The following is a 15,277-nucleotide window of genomic DNA, read 5'->3' on the forward strand; positions in this document are numbered from 1 at the left end:
GTTTGTATGAGCCTGGCTAAGCCCACTCACCTTGGATATTTTTATGCGCAATCGGTCGTCGCGCTGGCCGAGGGCCTGCGCGCTGGCAGCTTGACCTGCGTCGAGCTGACGCAAGCGGCCCTGGACAGCATCGAGCGGTTGAACCCGACCCTGAACGCCTTCGTCCAGGTCGATGCGCCGGTGGCACTGGCCCAGGCGCGCAAGGCCGACGAACAGTTCGCCCAGGGCCTGGACCTGGGCCCGCTCCACGGCATACCGGTGGCGGTCAAAGACAACATCGACACGGTCGACTACATCACCACCTATGGCTCGGCGCATTTCGAAGGCTTCCAGCCGAGCTGCGATGCGCTGTGCGTGCAACGACTGCGTGAGGCCGGGGCGGTGATTGTCGGCAAGACCCTGACCCACGAATTCGCCTACGGCCCGACCGGCGACCGTTCGCTGCAGGGCGCGGCGCGCAACCCGTGGGATGCCGCCTGCATCACCGGCGGCTCCAGCGCCGGCAGCGCCGCGGCAGTGGCCAGCGGCATGGTGCCGCTGGCGCTGGGCACCGACACCGGCGGCTCGATCCGGATTCCGGCGGCGTTGTGCGGGGCGGTCGGGTTCAAGCCCTCGTTTGCCAGCGTGCCGCTGGACGGCGTGTTCCCGCTGGCGTCGAGCCTCGACCACGTAGGCCCGATCGCCAACCACATCGAGGACGCGCGCCTGCTGTTCGAAGTGGTGGCGGGGCGGGCCTGTGCGCCGGGGACATATTCTCGGCCGCTGCGGGTCGGCTGGATCACCAGCGGCAGCTTCGGCCCGGTCGACGCCGAACTGGATCGGCAGGTCTACCAGGCCGCGCAGCAGCTGTTCGGCGAGGCCCTGGAGGAGACAGCCGAACTGCAGCCGCTGGCGGCCGCCATGAAAGACACCTTGTTGGTGCTGCAACGCGCCGAGGCCTTCGAGGTGCATGCCGAACGCATGCGGGATGCACCGCACACGTTCGAGCAGGAGGTACGCGAGCGCCTCGAAGTGTCCCGTGAAGTCAGGGGCTGGCAATACATTCGCGCACAGGCTGCCCAAGCCCGGTTCAAAGCGGCGATGGCGAACCTGTTCGAGCGCTATGACTTGCTGGTCTCGCCCAGCGTGCCGATCACCGCGACAGCGGTGGATGCCCGCGAGGTCCGGGTCGGCGGGCAGGACATCGACGTGCGCGCCGCGGTGCTCAGCTACACCAGTGCCTGGAACCTCACCGGCCTGCCTGCGATCAGCCTGCCGGTGGGGCAGGTGAGGGGGATGCCGGTGGGGCTGCAGGTGATGGGTGCCGCGGGAGAGGATGATCGATTGTTGCGGGTGTTGGAGCAGTTGTTCGTGCTCGCCTGTTGAGTTGACGGAAGATAGCGCGCGGGCGTTTTTTGTGAGTCCAGAGGGTTAACAGATCTGCGATTTTTGGTGTCTGGTCTATCGTTATCGCGGGCAAGCCCGCTCCCACAGTGTCCGCGCTAAACCGCAAATTTGTGTACGACGCTGAACCTGTAGGCGCTGGCTTGCCAGCGATGAACGATAACGCGGTCCCATCTGCCGGAACACAAGCGCCCTACGGCACTTGCCATCGCCCTTACGTTAACGTAAAGATTGCGGCAGGGCGCCGACGTATAAAAGGCGCAAGGGCGGACGACCCGGAGCGCTTGATGACGCTAATAAAAACAAACTCCCCCAAACTGCATCGCGAAGCCCGGCTGGCCCGGGAAAAACTGCATCTGGAAGGCGAAGTCCCGGACGGCGTCCTGCGTGCGGAAATCGATGCTTCCTGGCGGCGCAGCCTCAGCCATGGCGTGCATTTCAATGCCAAGCATGAGTTGGCGCTGGAATCGAGTGCCAGCGTCGAGGTGTTGCTGGCGAGCAATCGTCTGCTGATCGATGCGGCGTTGCCGGCGATCGATTACCTGGCCGAACGCCAGGGCAAGGAAGGGCTGATCATCCTCGCCAACTCCGACGCCACCATCCTCGCCGTCGAAGGCCGCGCCGACCGCCTCAAGGGCAGTGGCCTGCAAGACATCACCCTCGGCGCCTGCTGGAGCGAAGCGGTGCGCGGCACCAACGCCCTCGGCACCGCCCTGGTCGAAGCCCGGCCAACCCTGATCGATTGCGGCGAACACTACCTGGATCGCCTCAGTGATTTTTCCTGCACCTCGGTGCCGATCCATTGCCCCCAGGGCGACATCCTCGGCGTGCTCGACCTGACTCGCGAAGGCCCGCTGGGCCGTGCCCACGACAGCACCGCGCTGCTGGCCATGGCTGTCAGCCAGATCGAAAGCCGCGTCTTCAACGCAAGCTATCCGGACGAAATCGTCCTGGCCTTCCACAGTCGCCGCCAGTACCTCGAATCGCCGTGGCAGGGCCTGTTGGCGGTGAGCCTGGGCGGGCAGATTCTCGCGGTCAGCGCCCAGGCCTGTCAGCTGTTGCATGCCGAACGTGCGGCGCTGGTCGGTCGGCGCTGCGAAGAGTTTCTCGGGGTCGATGGCCTGCAATTGCTGGCACGCCTGCATCAGGGCGGCGTCGGCAGCCTGCAGACCGCCAAGGGCGAATTCTTCTACAAGACCCTGCGTGCGCCGCAACGCTCGATCAACGTCGGCAGCCCGCCACGCACCGTCGCGAAACCGTCGAAAAACCAGCCCGACCTGGAATCCCTGGCCGGCAGCAATGCCCGTTATGCCCGCGCCCTGCGCATGGCCCGCCAAGGCCTGGCCAACCAGTTGCCGGTGTTGCTGCTGGGTGAAACCGGTACCGGCAAGGAAGTCATCGCCCGCGCCTTGCACATGGCTGGCAGCCGTTGCGACAAACCTTTCGTCGCGGTCAATTGCGCGGCGATCCCCGAAGGCCTGATCGAGTCGGAACTGTTCGGCTACCGCGAAGGCGCGTTCACCGGTTCGCGCCGGGGCGGCATGGTCGGGCGCCTGCAACAGGCCCACGGCGGCACCTTGTTCCTCGATGAAATCGGCGACATGCCGCTGGCCTTGCAGGCCCGATTGCTGCGCGTGCTGCAGGACCGCAAGGTGGCGCCACTGGGTGCCGGCGAAGAGCAGGACATCGACGTCGCGCTGATCTGCGCCACCCACCGCGACCTCAAGCGCCTGGTGGAAGACAAGCACTTTCGCGAGGACCTGTTCTACCGCGTCAACGGCATCAGCGTGATGCTCCCGGCACTGCGTGAACGCGAGGATTTCAGCGCACTGGTCGGCCGTCTGCTGGCCAGGCTCGACGCGCCGAACGTGGTCCTGCACGACGACTTGAACCGCTTGCTCGAGGGCTATCACTGGCCGGGCAACATCCGCCAGCTGGAGATGGTCCTGCGTACCGCGCTGGCCATGCGCGAACCGGGGGACAGCGTGCTGACCCTCGATCATTTGCCCGACAGCATGCTCGACGAGCTCAACGCCAGCGAGCGGCCCCAGGCCGGCAGCATTCGCGAAAACGAACTGGAGATGATCCGTCAATCCCTGGACAGCCACCAGGGCAACGTCTCGGCGGCGGCCGACGCCCTGGGCATCAGCCGCGCGACCCTGTATCGCAAGCTCAAACAGTTGCGCTCGTGATGCAGCGCCTGATCGTGCGGCTGATCGACAGCCAGAACCCTGAAGCCCTGCAAGCGGCGTTGCGCTGGCTGTACAGCTTTGTGCGGCCACATCGCTTGGCGATTGCCGGGCTGCTGGGCCTGTCGGTTTGCGCTTCGGCGCTGGTGCTGGTGCAGCCGTGGCTGACCAAGCTGTTGATCGACGATGGCCTGCTGGCGCGCAACTTCCCGATGCTGGTGCTGATTGCCGGGTTGATGATTGTCGCCGGCTTGCTGGGCACGGCGTTGTCCGGGATCAACCGCTACCTGCACACGCGCCTGTCCGGGCGCATGCTGTTTGCCCTGCGCGATGACCTGTATCGGCACCTGCAGACCCTGTCACCGAGCTTCTACGGCCAGCGGCGCATCGGCGACCTGATGTCGCGCCTGGATGGCGACGTGGCGGAGATCCAGCGCTTTGCCGTGGATTCGTTGTTCTCGGCGGTGTCGAGCGTGATCGGCCTGGTGGTGGCCGTGGCGATGCTGCTGACCCTGTCGTGGAAACTGTCGCTGCTGGCGTTGGTGCTGATTCCCCTCGACGTGCTCTGGCTGCGCTGGATGCGGCGCAAGGTCGAGCGCGATGTGCGGCAGTTGCGCGAACGCTCGGCGGACATGTCGTCGTTCATGGTCGAGACGCTGCCGGTGATGAAGTTCATCCAGTCCGCCGGCCAGCAACAGCGCGAAGCGCGACGTCTGGAAAGTCTGGGCCAGGGCTACATGAGCCAGTTGCTGCGCCTGCAGGTCACCGAGTTTTTCACCCAGGCCGTGCCGGGCACGCTGACGTCGCTGTCGCGGGCCTGTGCGTTCCTGATTGGTGGTTATTGGGTGGTGCAGGGCACCTGGCAGCTGGGTGCCTTGATCGCGTTTTCCACTTACCTGGGCATGGCTGTGGGGCCGGTGCAGAGTTTGCTCGGGCTCTATGTGGCGGTGCAGCGGATGACCGTCAGCCTCGGGCGTGTGATGGAATTGCGCGGCGAACAACCGACCGTGTTCACGCCCACCACGCCACAGCCGATGCCGATCTCGGGCGATCTGCGATTCGACGATGTGCACTTCAGTCATCCCGGTCGGACGACCACCTTGCGCGGCATCGAGGCATGCATTCCCTATGGGCTGAAAGTCGCCCTGAGCGGCGGCTCTGGCGTCGGTAAATCCACGCTGATCGACCTGCTGCAACGCCACCACGATCCACAGTCCGGGCGGGTGTTGCTCGGTGAAGTCGATCTGCGCGAGCTGGACCTGTTCCAGTTGCGTCGACGCATCGCCGTGGTCAGCCAGGACATCGTGCTGTTTCGCGGCAGCCTGGCCGACAACCTGGCCTACGCCGTGCCGGATGCCAGCCGTGAGGCGATTGCCGAAGTGGTGCGGCTGGCGCAACTCGACAGCCTGATCGCGACCTTGCCCGAGGGCCTCGACAGCCCGTTGGGGGAGCGCGGCCAGCAGTTGTCCGGCGGGCAGAAACAACGCATCGCCATTGCTCGCGCCTTGTTGCAGGATCCGTTGATCCTGGTGCTCGACGAAGCCACCTCGGCGGTGGACGAAGCCACCGAGCGCGAAGTGATCGAAGCCATCGACCGGCTGTTTGCCGGGCGTACGCGCATCCTCATCAGCCATCGCCCCTCGACCCTGGCCGATGCCGACCTGCGCTTTGAATTGCTCGATGGCGTGCTGGTGTCGAAAACGGTGCTGCATGAAGCCTGAGCTGCTCATAGGTGTAGTGGACAGCGGTCACTCGACGGCGCAACGGGTGCAGGTGGTCGCCGGCCGGCGTTTTTCGCTGGTGGAAGACGGGCTTACCGAAAGCGACCTGCGTGACGATCCCCTGGGCCATGGCAGCGCGGTGATCGAAGCCATCGGTCGGCGCGCGCCCGCGGCGCTGTTTTGCGTGGCGCAGGTGTTCGACCAGCGCGGGGTGACCAGCGCCTTGCAGATCGCCACGGCCATCGACTGGCTGGTGGCGCAAGACGTGCGCGTGATCAACCTGAGCCTGGGCTTGCGCCAGGATCGCAGCCTGTTGCGCAACGCCTGCGCGGCGGCGGTGGCGCGGGGCGTGCTGCTTTGCGCGTCCAGCCCGGCCCAGGGCGAAGGTGTGTTTCCGGCCAATTATCCCCAGGTACTGCGGGTGACCGGCGATGCGCGCTGCGCTGAACTCGAATGGTCGTGGCTCGACAGTGCCCAGGCGGATTTCGGTGCCTGTGTGCACGGCACCTATCCCGGGCAATCGGGGGCCAGCCTCGGCTGCGCGGCGTTGAGCGGGCACATCGCGGCGTTTCTCGTGGCACAACCTGATGCGAACAATGAGCAAGTCCTCGACTATCTGCGGCAGAACGCCCGCTATCGCGGCCCTGAAAGGCGCATCGGACCATGATTGTGATTCTGGGCGCAGGCCCGGCGGGCTCGGCGGTGGCGCTGGGACTGCGACGCTTGGGTTACGCCGTCACGCTGGTCAGCGAATGGCGCCGGTTTGCTGCGCTGGAAGGCGTCTCCGTGCGGGTGCTGGAGGCGATGCGTGGTGCTGGGCTGCATCAGGCCCTGGCAGATGCGACGTTGCCTTCCCAGCGGCAGGTGCACTGGAACGGCCAGCAACACGCGCAAAACGTTGAATTCCTGCTGGACCGCCCGACCTTTGACCGGGGCCTGCGCGAAGACTTGCGTGCGGCCGGCGTGACGCTGATCGAAGGCCGGGTGCTGGGCGTTCAATCGTCATCAGGCGGGCATCAGGTCCAGATCGAAGGCCGGGAAGTGCTGACCGCGGATTTTCTGGTGGAAGCCCGCGGGCGTCAGGCGCCGGCCTTGGGCAAAGGCCTGCGCGGGCCGGAGACGGTCAGCCTGCTCAATCGCTGGCAAGGCACGCCGGGCATCACTGCAAGCGCTGTGGAAAGCCTCGAAGATGGCTGGGCCTGGATGGCGCGACGGGACGACGGTCAGTGCTACTGGCAATGGACGGTGGACGTGGCCAGTGTCGGGTTGCCGGGTAAGGCGCAGTTACTCGAATACTGTCGGCAGCGGCGTCGGGCATCGGCGGTCGCCCAGGCATTTTTCGCTGGAGAAGTGGAAGCGGATCTGCAGTTGCACGCTCGTAGCAGTACGGCAATCCTCAGCCCGCAGGTGTGTGCAGATAAATGGATTCGGGTCGGCGACGCGGCGATGGCGGTGGACCCGCTGTCGGGCAACGGTGTCTTTCAATCTTTGTCCTCGGCGCTGCAGGCGTCGGCGGTGATCAACACCTTGTTGCGCAAACCCGAACGGGCGGCGCTGGCCCAGCGCTTTCATCAGCAGCGGGTGGAGCAGTTGTTTTTGCGGTTCGCGCGCATTGGCCGGGATTTTTACGCCGATGAGCAGCGCTGGCTTGAGCAGCCGTTCTGGCAGGCGCGGCGGCAATGGCCGGATGCCGAGGTGGCCCATGCCGAAGCGGATTTCAGTGCGTTGCGGATCGAGCGGGCGCCGGTGTTGCGGGATGGCTTTGTCGATGAGGCCGAGGTAGTGATCACGGCGGATCAGCCCTTGGGGATCTGGCATGTGCAGGGGGTGGAGTTGGCGCCGTTGGTGCGGCGGTTGCGGAGTGAACCGGCTGAGAAGGCGCTGGGAGGATTGACGGTGGAGCAGGGGCGGATGGTCAGGAGTTGGTTGTTGGGGCAGGGGTACAAACCCTGACCTTTGCATTGGCAGGGCCGGCCTTTTCGCGAGCAAGCCCGCTGCCACAGTTGGAATGCATTCCAACTGTGGCAGCGGGCTTGCTCGCGAAGGCGGCCTGACAGGCTTACAACTTGATCAACACCGACTTCAACTCAGTGTAATGCTCGATCGCCGCATACCCCATTTCGCGCCCGACCCCCGACATCTTGTAGCCGCCAAAGGGCAGCGCCGGGTCCAGGGCACTGTGGCAGTTGACCCACACTGAACCGGACTTGATCCGCGGGATCATCCGGTGCACCGCCGCCAGGTCATTGGACCAGATGCTCGCGCCCAGCCCGTAAGGGCTGTCATTGGCCATGCGCAGCGCATCGGCTTCGTCGTCGAAGGGAATCGCCACCAGCACCGGGCCGAAGATTTCTTCCTGCACCAGCGAGTGTTTCTGATCGACGTCGACGATCACCGTCGGCTTGACGAAAAAGCCAGGGCCGAACTGCTCGCCACCGCAGGCGATGGTCGCCCCGCTTTCGCGGCCCTTTTCGATGTAGCCGTAGACGCGCTCCTGCTGACGGGCCGAGATCAACGGGCCCATGTCGACGCTCGGGTCCAGGCCATTGCCCAGTTTCATGGCGTTGGCGATGCCGGCGATGTCCGCCACCACATTGTCGAAATGCTTGCGCTGCACATACAGCCTGGAGCCTGCGCAGCAGACCTGGCCCTGGTTGAAGAAGATCGCGCTGGCGGCCCCGGCCGCGGCGGTTTTCAGGTCGGCGTCGGCCATCACGATGGTCGGCGATTTGCCGCCCAGTTCCAGGGTCACCCGGGTCATGGAATCCATGGCGATCTTGCCGATCTGCTTGCCCACGGCGGTCGAGCCGGTGAAGGTCAGCTTGTCCACCAGCGGGTTGTGGGTCAGGGCGGAGCCGGCGGTGATGCCGGTGCCGGTGACCACGTTGAACACACCCTCGGGGTAACCGGCTTCCAGTACCAGCTCGGCGAGTTTCAGTGCGGTGAGCGGGGTTTCGTCGGCGGGTTTGAGCACCACGGTGCAGCCGGTGGCCAGGGCCGGGCCGAGTTTCCAGCAGGCCAGCAGCAACGGGAAGTTCCAGGCGACGATGGCGCCGACCACGCCCACCGCTTCGCGACGGATGAAACTGTGGAACTGGTCGTTGGGCATCAGCGGCGCCGACACATCGACCGTGGAACCCTCGATCTTGGTCGCCCAACCGGCCATGTAGCGCAGGAAGTCGATGGCCAACTGCACATCCATCACCTGCGCCACAGCTGCGCTTTTGCCGTTGTTCAGGCATTCCAGTTGCGCCAGCAGCTCGGCATCGCGCTGCATCAGGTCGGCCAGTTTCCACAACAGGTTCTGCCGCTCCCGGGGGCGGGTGCGGGTCCAGGCCGAATCATCGAACGCCTGGCGGGCGGCGAGGACGGCCCGGTCGACATCTTCCGGCGTGGCGCGCGGCACCACGCACAGCACTTCGCCGGTGGCCGGGTTATGCAGGGGCATGGTCTGGCCATCGGCGGCCTCGACCCAGTCGCCCTTGATGAGCATGCGTGGAGCGCGCTGGATGAAGGCCGAAGTGGCGGGAAGCAGGTTGGGAAGCGACATGATGAAACCTCGTCTTGTTCGTGTGGCGAGGTCTTTCGCAATGGCTGTGCCAGTTGTGGTTTTTCGCAGCTAGCGCTTGATTTGACGGGTTCGGCAGCTGATTCCCGGATCGCCATGACGTCGACAATCGTCGCAGATTGCGACTGCGTGAGACACCAGAAACACCCCTGTAGGAGCTGGCTTGCCAGCGAAGAGGCCCTTGAGATCACCTTTCATTTTCAGGCCGCCTTCGCTGGCAAGCCAGCTCCTACAGAGGGCTATGCTTGTCTCAGAGTGAAACAGTTGTCGCGAATTTAAACGTGTAACGCGGATGACGCCCCTGGAAAAACCCTGGCCTTTGTCAACAAGTAATTGATTTAGCTGGATATTCACAAGCTGGCACGCTCCATGTATTGCTCATCGCAGACGTTTCTCCTGCCTCCGTCAGCGGCTTGCCGCCGGCGGCAGAAACCCAAAAAACGATAAGCCACAAAAATAAGAAAGCACCGTGCGAGGTTCGACGTTGATGAAGAGAAAACTCCGTTCAGGCATGAGCGCCAGCCTGCTGGCCGTAGCGGCTTGTTTAGCCCTGCATTCGCCTCACAGCCTGGCAGCCCGCGACGCCCAGACCATCCTCAAGGAAACCTGCCAGGGCTGTCACACCCCTGAAGCCGATAACGCCCTGAGCCGCATCAGCCATCAGCGCAAGACGCCGGAAGGCTGGCTGATGAGCATCGCGAGGATGCAGGTCATGCACGGTCTGCAGATCAGTGATGAAGACCGTCGGACGCTGGTCAAGTACCTGGCCGACACCCAGGGCCTGGCGCCGAGCGAAACCGACGGCGTGCGTTATGCCATGGAGCGCCGGCTCAACACGGTCGAGCAGTTCGACGACCAGACCAGCCAGATGTGCGGCCGCTGCCACTCCGGTGCACGGGTGGCACTGCAACGGCGTCCGGCCCAGGAATGGGAGCGCCTGGTGAACTTCCACCTCGGCCAGTGGCCGTCGCTGGAGTATCAGGCGCTGTCCCGCGACCGCGACTGGTTCGATATTGCCCGTAAAGAGATGGTGCCGCTGTTGGCCAAGCGCTATCCGCTGGACAACCCGGCCTGGAAAAAATGGCTGAGCACCGCGCCGAAAAGCGAGGCGCTGGTGGGTGACTGGAGCTTCAGCGGTCATCTGCCGGGCAAAGGCGAACTGGCCGGTGTGATGAGCGTGACTGCCGACGGCAGCGACACCTTCAAGGTCAGCGTCAAGGGCCAATATGCCGACGGTACGCCGTTCAACGGTGACGGCAGCGCGATTCTCTACACCGGCTACGAATGGCGCGGCAACGTCACCATCGACGGCGTGACCATGCGCCAAGTGTTCGCCGCCCAGGGCAATGCGATGCAGGGCCGGATGTTCGAGGCCGAGCACGATGAACGCGGCCTGGACTTCGTCGCCGCCAAGCAGGGCTCCCAGCGTTTGCTGGCGGTGCAGCCAGGTTATGTGAAGGCCGGCAGCGAAACCGAAGTCACCCTGATCGGCAGCGGCCTGACCGGCAAGCCGAATTTTGGCAAAGGCGTGGAAGTGGTTGAGGTCGTCTCGCAGAGCCCGGAGCAGATCAAAGTCAAGCTCAAGGCCGCCGCCAATGCCCAGCCGGGCTTGCGCGCGGTCAGTGTCGGCACGCTGAAAGGCCCGAGCCTGTCGGTGTACAACAAGATCGCCTCGGTCAAAGTCATACCGGAATTTTCGGTCGCGCGGATCGGCGAGGGCGGCGGTTCAACGCCGAAAGTCCAGGGCCGTTTCGACGCCGAAGCCTGGGGCAAGGGCGCTGACGGCAAGCCGTATCGCATCGGCGTGTTCCCGGCGCAGTGGAAGGTCGAGGCCTTTGACGACCGTGCCAAGGAAGACGAAGACGTCAAGTTCGCCGGCACCATGCAAGCCGACACTGGCGTGTTCACCCCGGGCGATGCCGGGCCGAACCCGGCGCGCAAAATGTCCACCAACAATGCCGGCAACCTCAAGGTGATCGCCGCCGTCGACGACGCAGGGAAATCCCTGACCGGCGAGGGCCACATGATCGTCACCGTGCAACGTTGGAACAATCCACCCATTCCTTGAGTGCACTGAACGCAAAGGCTTCAGACACTTTTTCGGAATGATCGCAGGCCCCGCAACCGGGGCTTGCACAGGAGGTTTGCAATGGGCGCTATCTTGAATCTGGTCGAACGCAACCTGCACGAAGTGCACGTCGACGCCGATCGCATGCTGTTTCACATCCCCAGCAGTTCGCTGTTCGCCAGCGATGAACTGACGGGCACCATCATCGATACCTTGCGCGGCCCGGGCTGTTCCTCGGACGACCTGATCCAGCGCCTCGCCGCGCGCTTTAACGGCGAGGAAATTACCGAGACCCTGCGCGAGCTGATGGCCCTGGAACTGGTCAGCGACGGCTCGCCACTGACCCCGGACATCGCCACCAAGCGCGTCGAGCGCACTGCGATCAACACCGTGGTGCTCAACGTCAACACCGGCTGCAACCTGAGTTGCACCTACTGCTACAAGGAAGACCTCGACAAGCCCTCGGCCGGCAAGAAAATGGACGTGGAAACGGCGATCGCCTCGGTGGAAATGCTGCTGCGCGAATCCCCGGACGAAGAGCGGTTTACGGTTGTGTTTTTTGGTGGAGAGCCGCTGAGCAATCGCAAGCTGATCGAGTACATGGTCGACTATTGTGAAAAGCGGTTTGCCGAGGCGGGCAAGTTCGTCGAGTTCGTCATGACCACCAATGCCACGCTGCTCACCGAAGACACCGTGGACTACCTCAATGCCCACCGTTTCGGGCTGTCGGTCAGCATTGACGGGCCGAAAACCGTGCACGACCGCAACCGCATCACCGTGGGCGGGCAGGGCACCTACGACGTGGTGCGGCGCAAGGCCGAGATGCTGCTGTCGCGCTATAACAGCCGTCCGGTCGGTGCTCGCGTAACGCTCACCACCGGCGTCACCGACGTCGAAACCATCTGGGATCACCTGTTCAACGAACTGGGTTTCGCCGAAGTCGGCTTTGCCCCGGTGACGTCGGGTGATATCAGCAGCTTCAACCTCACCAGCGACGAGCTGATCGAAGTCTTCGCCAGCATGAAACGCCTCGGGCGGCGTTACCTGGAAGCGGCGCTGGAGCACCGCAACATCGGTTTCTCCAACCTGCATCAGCTGATCACCGACATCCACGAAGGCCACAAGAAAGCCCTGCCGTGTGGCGCGGGCTTGAAGATGCTGGCGGTGGATCACAAGGGCGAGCTGAACCTGTGCCACCGCTTTACCGGTTCGAGCCTGCCAACCTTCGGCAACGTCCACAGCGGCGTGAAACAGGTGGAGTTGAACGACTTCCTCTCGCAGCGCCTGGACCGCAGCAACACCGGCTGCGAAGACTGCCAAATCCGCAACCTGTGCTCCGGCGGCTGCTACCACGAGAGCTACGCCCGGTACGGCGACCCGACGCACCCGACCTATCACTACTGCGAACTGATGCGTGACTGGGTCGACTTCGGCATCGAGGTCTACACCCGGATCATGGCTCACAACCCTGCGTTCATCAGCAGCTACATCACTCCGCGCAAGGCTCACTGATATGAAACATCTCAAGGCAATCAATAACAAAGCGTTGAAGCTGGATCAGGCCGCGGATGAAAACCGCATCGAAGAAGTGGTGGCGATGAGCTCGGTGGCGGGTTGCGCCTCGACCACCGACCCGGGTTGGGAGATCGATGCGTTTGGCGGTGTGTCGTCGTTGTGCCAGCCGATGGAGGCCGACCTTTATGGCTGCTCCGACCCTTGCTGGTGGCCGGCCCAGGTGCCGGACATGATGAGCACCTACCCGGACTGGAACAAGGATGCCCAGGCGTCCAACGACAACTGGCGCAACCTCGGCACTGTCTTCCCGAAGGACAAGTGATGCCCTTGAAAGCCGCGTATAAGAAGAAGGATTCCAGCATGCACAGCATCAAAGCCTGCGGCCTGGCCGCTTTCGCCGTCCTGAGCGCCGCTTCGCTCACGGTCATGGCCGATGAAAACACTGCGTTGCAAGACGGTCACGAGTACATGTTGACCACCAATTACCCGAACAACCTGCACGTGATCGACCTGGCCAGCGACACCCTGTACAAGACCTGCAAACTGCCGGACGCCTTCGGCCCCGGTACCGTGCAATTGTCGCCGGACCGCAAGACCGCCTACGTGCTGAACAATCACTATGCGGACGTCTACGGCGTCGAGCTGGACAACTGCAAGCAGGTGTTCCACGCCAGCATCACCCAGAAGCCGGGTGAGAAGGCCAAGTCCATGTTCGCCTTCACGGTCAGCCACGACGGCAAGGAACTGTACACCGTCGCCAACCCGACGCTGATGATGAACGACCGCTACGAAGTGCAGCAGCCTCGGTTAGACGTGTACAAGACCGACGCCGGCATGGACGCCAAACCGGTGCGCAGTTTCCCCGCGCCACGCCAGCTGACCATCATGCAGAGCGGTGACGACGGCACGCTGTACGTGGCCGGGGCGGATGTCTACAAGGTCAATGTGCAGACCGGCAAGTTCGACGTGCTGATCCCCAGCCGGCACTGGAAACGCGCGAACTACAGCGCGCCGGACGTGCTCTACGTGTGGAACCAGCAAACCTACCGGCATGACTTCTCGCTGCTCTACACCGCGGCGAAATTCAAGGACAAGAAGCAGGACCCGGCGACCGCCGAATACCTTTACGGCCTGTTCAGTGTCGACCTGAAGACCGGCAAGACCGAAACCACCGACTTCGGGCCCCTGACGGAAATCTACTTCAGCGGCATGCGCTCGCCGAAAGACCCGAACCTGATGTTCGGCGTGCTCAATCGGCTGGCCAAGTACGACATCAAGGAGAAGAAAATGCTCCAGGCGGCGACGCTCGATCACTCCTACTACTGCATTTCCTTCAATAAGGACGGCAGCAAGATCTACCTGGCCGGGACGTTCAACGATGTGGCGATTTTCGATGCCGACAGCATGAAACAGGTGGGCAGCATCAAGTTGCCGGGTGGGGACATGGCGATTACCACGGCGCAGATTTTTATGCGGTAATTGCGGCGCCTGAACTGACGCCTTCGCGAGCAAGCCCGCTCCCACACTGGACCGAGTTCTTCCAGAAAGAACGCGATCAAATGTGGGAGCGGGCTTGCTCGCGAATAGGCCCTCAAAAACACTACAAAATCAAACCCCAGGCACCGGGCAACCCAAATCCCCCTCCTGGCACTTCAGGTAAGTCTTGAACGTCTCCACCCGCGCCTTGGTCAACTCCGTTACGCAATTGCTGTAGACCAGCGGATAAACACTCCCGCCTTCCACCCCGGACGCCGAAAACTTGCACTCGGCATCACGAAACGCGATCCACGAGCGCTGCGCCCCCACCAGCAATTTCTTCCCGTCAGGGTCGCCCTTCAAGCGCGTGGTGATCTGCTGGTAAAGCGCATTCAGCTCCTTGTCCACCGCCGCATGCTGCTGCGCGGCGCACTGGTTCATCGTGACCTGGTCGCTGGCGTTGTCGCAGTCCACGGCCTGGGCCTGGGGGATTAACAGCAATGGCGTGAGCGCCAGGAGAAAGCGTGAGTGCATGGCATAGGCTCGCTGTAACAGGGAAATTTGCCCCAGTGTAGCGAGGCCAGGACGGCCATTTCGACAACTGACGCCTGATTGATACAACTTTCGGGCTGGACATGTGGTCTTACAGGCCTACTGTTGTTCATTACAGGAGGTGACGTATGAAACCAGTACCCAACAGTTTTGAACGCAAAATCATGCTCAAGTCGCCGCGCTCCCATGTCTGGCGCGCCTTGGTCGACGCCGAGGCGTTCGGTCAGTGGTTTGGCGTTGCGCTCGAAGGCAGGCGCTTCATTGCCGGCGAATGGACGCAGGGGCAGGTTACGTATCCCGGTTATGAACACGTGTTGTGGAATGTGCTGGTCGAGCGGGTCGAGCCGCAACAGTTGTTTTCCTTTCGTTGGCACCCCTACGCGGTGAACCCGAAGATCGACTACTCCCAGGAGCCCACCACGCTGGTCAAGTTCGAATTGCAGGACTATGAAGGCGGCACCTTGCTCAAGGTGTCCGAGTCTGGATTCGCGCACATTCCCGACGTACGCCAGAAGGAGGCGTATTACATGGACAGCCGTGGCTGGGAGGAGCAATTGAGCCGTCTCGAACAATTCCTCGCTGAAAACGCCAAAGCCCGGGAGCGTGAAGGTGAATGATTAAAACGCGTCTAAGGGTTTACGGAAGGTCGCTATAGCGAATGTCTTACACGCGGTAACAACTATGTCGTCTGTTACAAATTGGATCCGATGCGTATTCTGGCCCCATCCACTGAGGCACAGGGAGTGCTCAGGATCATGGATGATCGGCCATTGCACGGATGCTGACGACAGGGAGTTGTAATGGT

The 15,277-nt window shown here is 63.1% G+C and carries 12 protein-coding genes; 10 read left to right on the forward strand and 2 right to left on the reverse strand.

Annotation, left to right across the window (positions count from 1 at the left end; translation table 11 throughout):
- The first annotated feature begins 6 nt into the window (after positions 1-6).
- The 5 genes from BKX96_RS30085 (at position 7) to qhpG (ending at position 7,246) form a co-directional block, all read left to right on the forward strand.
- The gene (locus BKX96_RS30085) at positions 7-1,365 is read left to right on the forward strand and encodes an amidase (protein WP_077186237.1); all 1,359 of its coding nucleotides are present in this window, start codon (positions 7-9) and stop codon (positions 1,363-1,365) included.
- Positions 1,366-1,670: 305 nt separating this feature from the next.
- Positions 1,671-3,575, forward strand: coding sequence for a sigma-54-dependent Fis family transcriptional regulator (locus BKX96_RS30090; protein WP_046817789.1), 1,905 nt, complete (start codon positions 1,671-1,673; stop codon positions 3,573-3,575).
- Positions 3,575-5,293, forward strand: a complete 1,719-nt coding sequence (locus BKX96_RS30095) for an ABC transporter ATP-binding protein (RefSeq protein WP_077186238.1) — start codon at positions 3,575-3,577, stop codon at positions 5,291-5,293. Before BKX96_RS30090 ends, BKX96_RS30095 begins: the two co-directional genes overlap by 1 nt.
- Complete coding sequence (qhpE, locus tag BKX96_RS30100; protein WP_046817791.1) at positions 5,283-5,960, forward strand: subtilisin-like serine protease QhpE; 678 nt, start codon at positions 5,283-5,285, stop codon at positions 5,958-5,960. Before BKX96_RS30095 ends, qhpE begins: the two co-directional genes overlap by 11 nt.
- On the forward strand, positions 5,957-7,246 hold the full coding sequence (gene qhpG, locus BKX96_RS30105; RefSeq protein WP_077186239.1) for a flavin-dependent monooxygenase QhpG: 1,290 nt from the start codon (positions 5,957-5,959) through the stop codon (positions 7,244-7,246). Before qhpE ends, qhpG begins: the two co-directional genes overlap by 4 nt.
- A 106-nt stretch (positions 7,247-7,352) precedes the next feature.
- Here the strand turns inward: qhpG and BKX96_RS30110 are convergent, their stop codons facing one another.
- Positions 7,353-8,843 carry an aldehyde dehydrogenase family protein gene (locus tag BKX96_RS30110; RefSeq protein ID WP_046817793.1) on the reverse strand — a complete coding sequence of 497 codons (1,491 nt, stop codon included), beginning with the start codon at positions 8,841-8,843 and terminating at the stop codon, positions 7,353-7,355.
- A 505-nt stretch (positions 8,844-9,348) separates the two neighbouring features.
- On the opposite strand from BKX96_RS30110, the gene peaA reads away from it, so the two are divergent.
- From peaA to peaD, 4 genes are all read left to right on the forward strand, one after another.
- Positions 9,349-10,929: a quinohemoprotein amine dehydrogenase subunit alpha gene (gene peaA, locus BKX96_RS30115; protein ID WP_077186240.1), complete on the forward strand. Its 1,581-nt coding sequence runs from the start codon at positions 9,349-9,351 to the stop codon at positions 10,927-10,929.
- An 81-nt stretch (positions 10,930-11,010) separates the two neighbouring features.
- Positions 11,011-12,441, forward strand: coding sequence for a quinohemoprotein amine dehydrogenase maturation protein (gene peaB, locus BKX96_RS30120; protein WP_077186241.1), 1,431 nt, complete (start codon positions 11,011-11,013; stop codon positions 12,439-12,441).
- A gap of 1 nt (position 12,442) precedes the next feature.
- Positions 12,443-12,766, forward strand: coding sequence for a quinohemoprotein amine dehydrogenase subunit gamma (gene qhpC / locus BKX96_RS30125; protein ID WP_008016081.1), 324 nt, complete (start codon positions 12,443-12,445; stop codon positions 12,764-12,766).
- Between the two features lie 38 nt (positions 12,767-12,804).
- Positions 12,805-13,923 carry a quinohemoprotein amine dehydrogenase subunit beta gene (gene peaD / locus BKX96_RS30130; RefSeq protein ID WP_077186299.1) on the forward strand — a complete coding sequence of 373 codons (1,119 nt, stop codon included), beginning with the start codon at positions 12,805-12,807 and terminating at the stop codon, positions 13,921-13,923.
- Between the two features lie 129 nt (positions 13,924-14,052).
- On the opposite strand, the gene BKX96_RS30135 is transcribed toward peaD, so the two are convergent.
- Complete coding sequence (locus BKX96_RS30135) at positions 14,053-14,454, reverse strand: lysozyme inhibitor LprI family protein (protein ID WP_077186242.1); 402 nt, start codon at positions 14,452-14,454, stop codon at positions 14,053-14,055.
- A gap of 146 nt (positions 14,455-14,600) precedes the next feature.
- Between BKX96_RS30135 and BKX96_RS30140 the strand changes: the two genes are divergently transcribed.
- A complete protein-coding gene (locus BKX96_RS30140; RefSeq protein ID WP_046817797.1) occupies positions 14,601-15,089 on the forward strand; it encodes an SRPBCC family protein in 489 nt (162 codons plus the stop codon).
- Positions 15,090-15,277: the final 188 nt, after the last annotated feature.

This window comes from Pseudomonas putida (assembly GCF_001976065.1).
In the GTDB taxonomy this organism is placed as follows: domain Bacteria; phylum Pseudomonadota; class Gammaproteobacteria; order Pseudomonadales; family Pseudomonadaceae; genus Aquipseudomonas; species Aquipseudomonas serbica.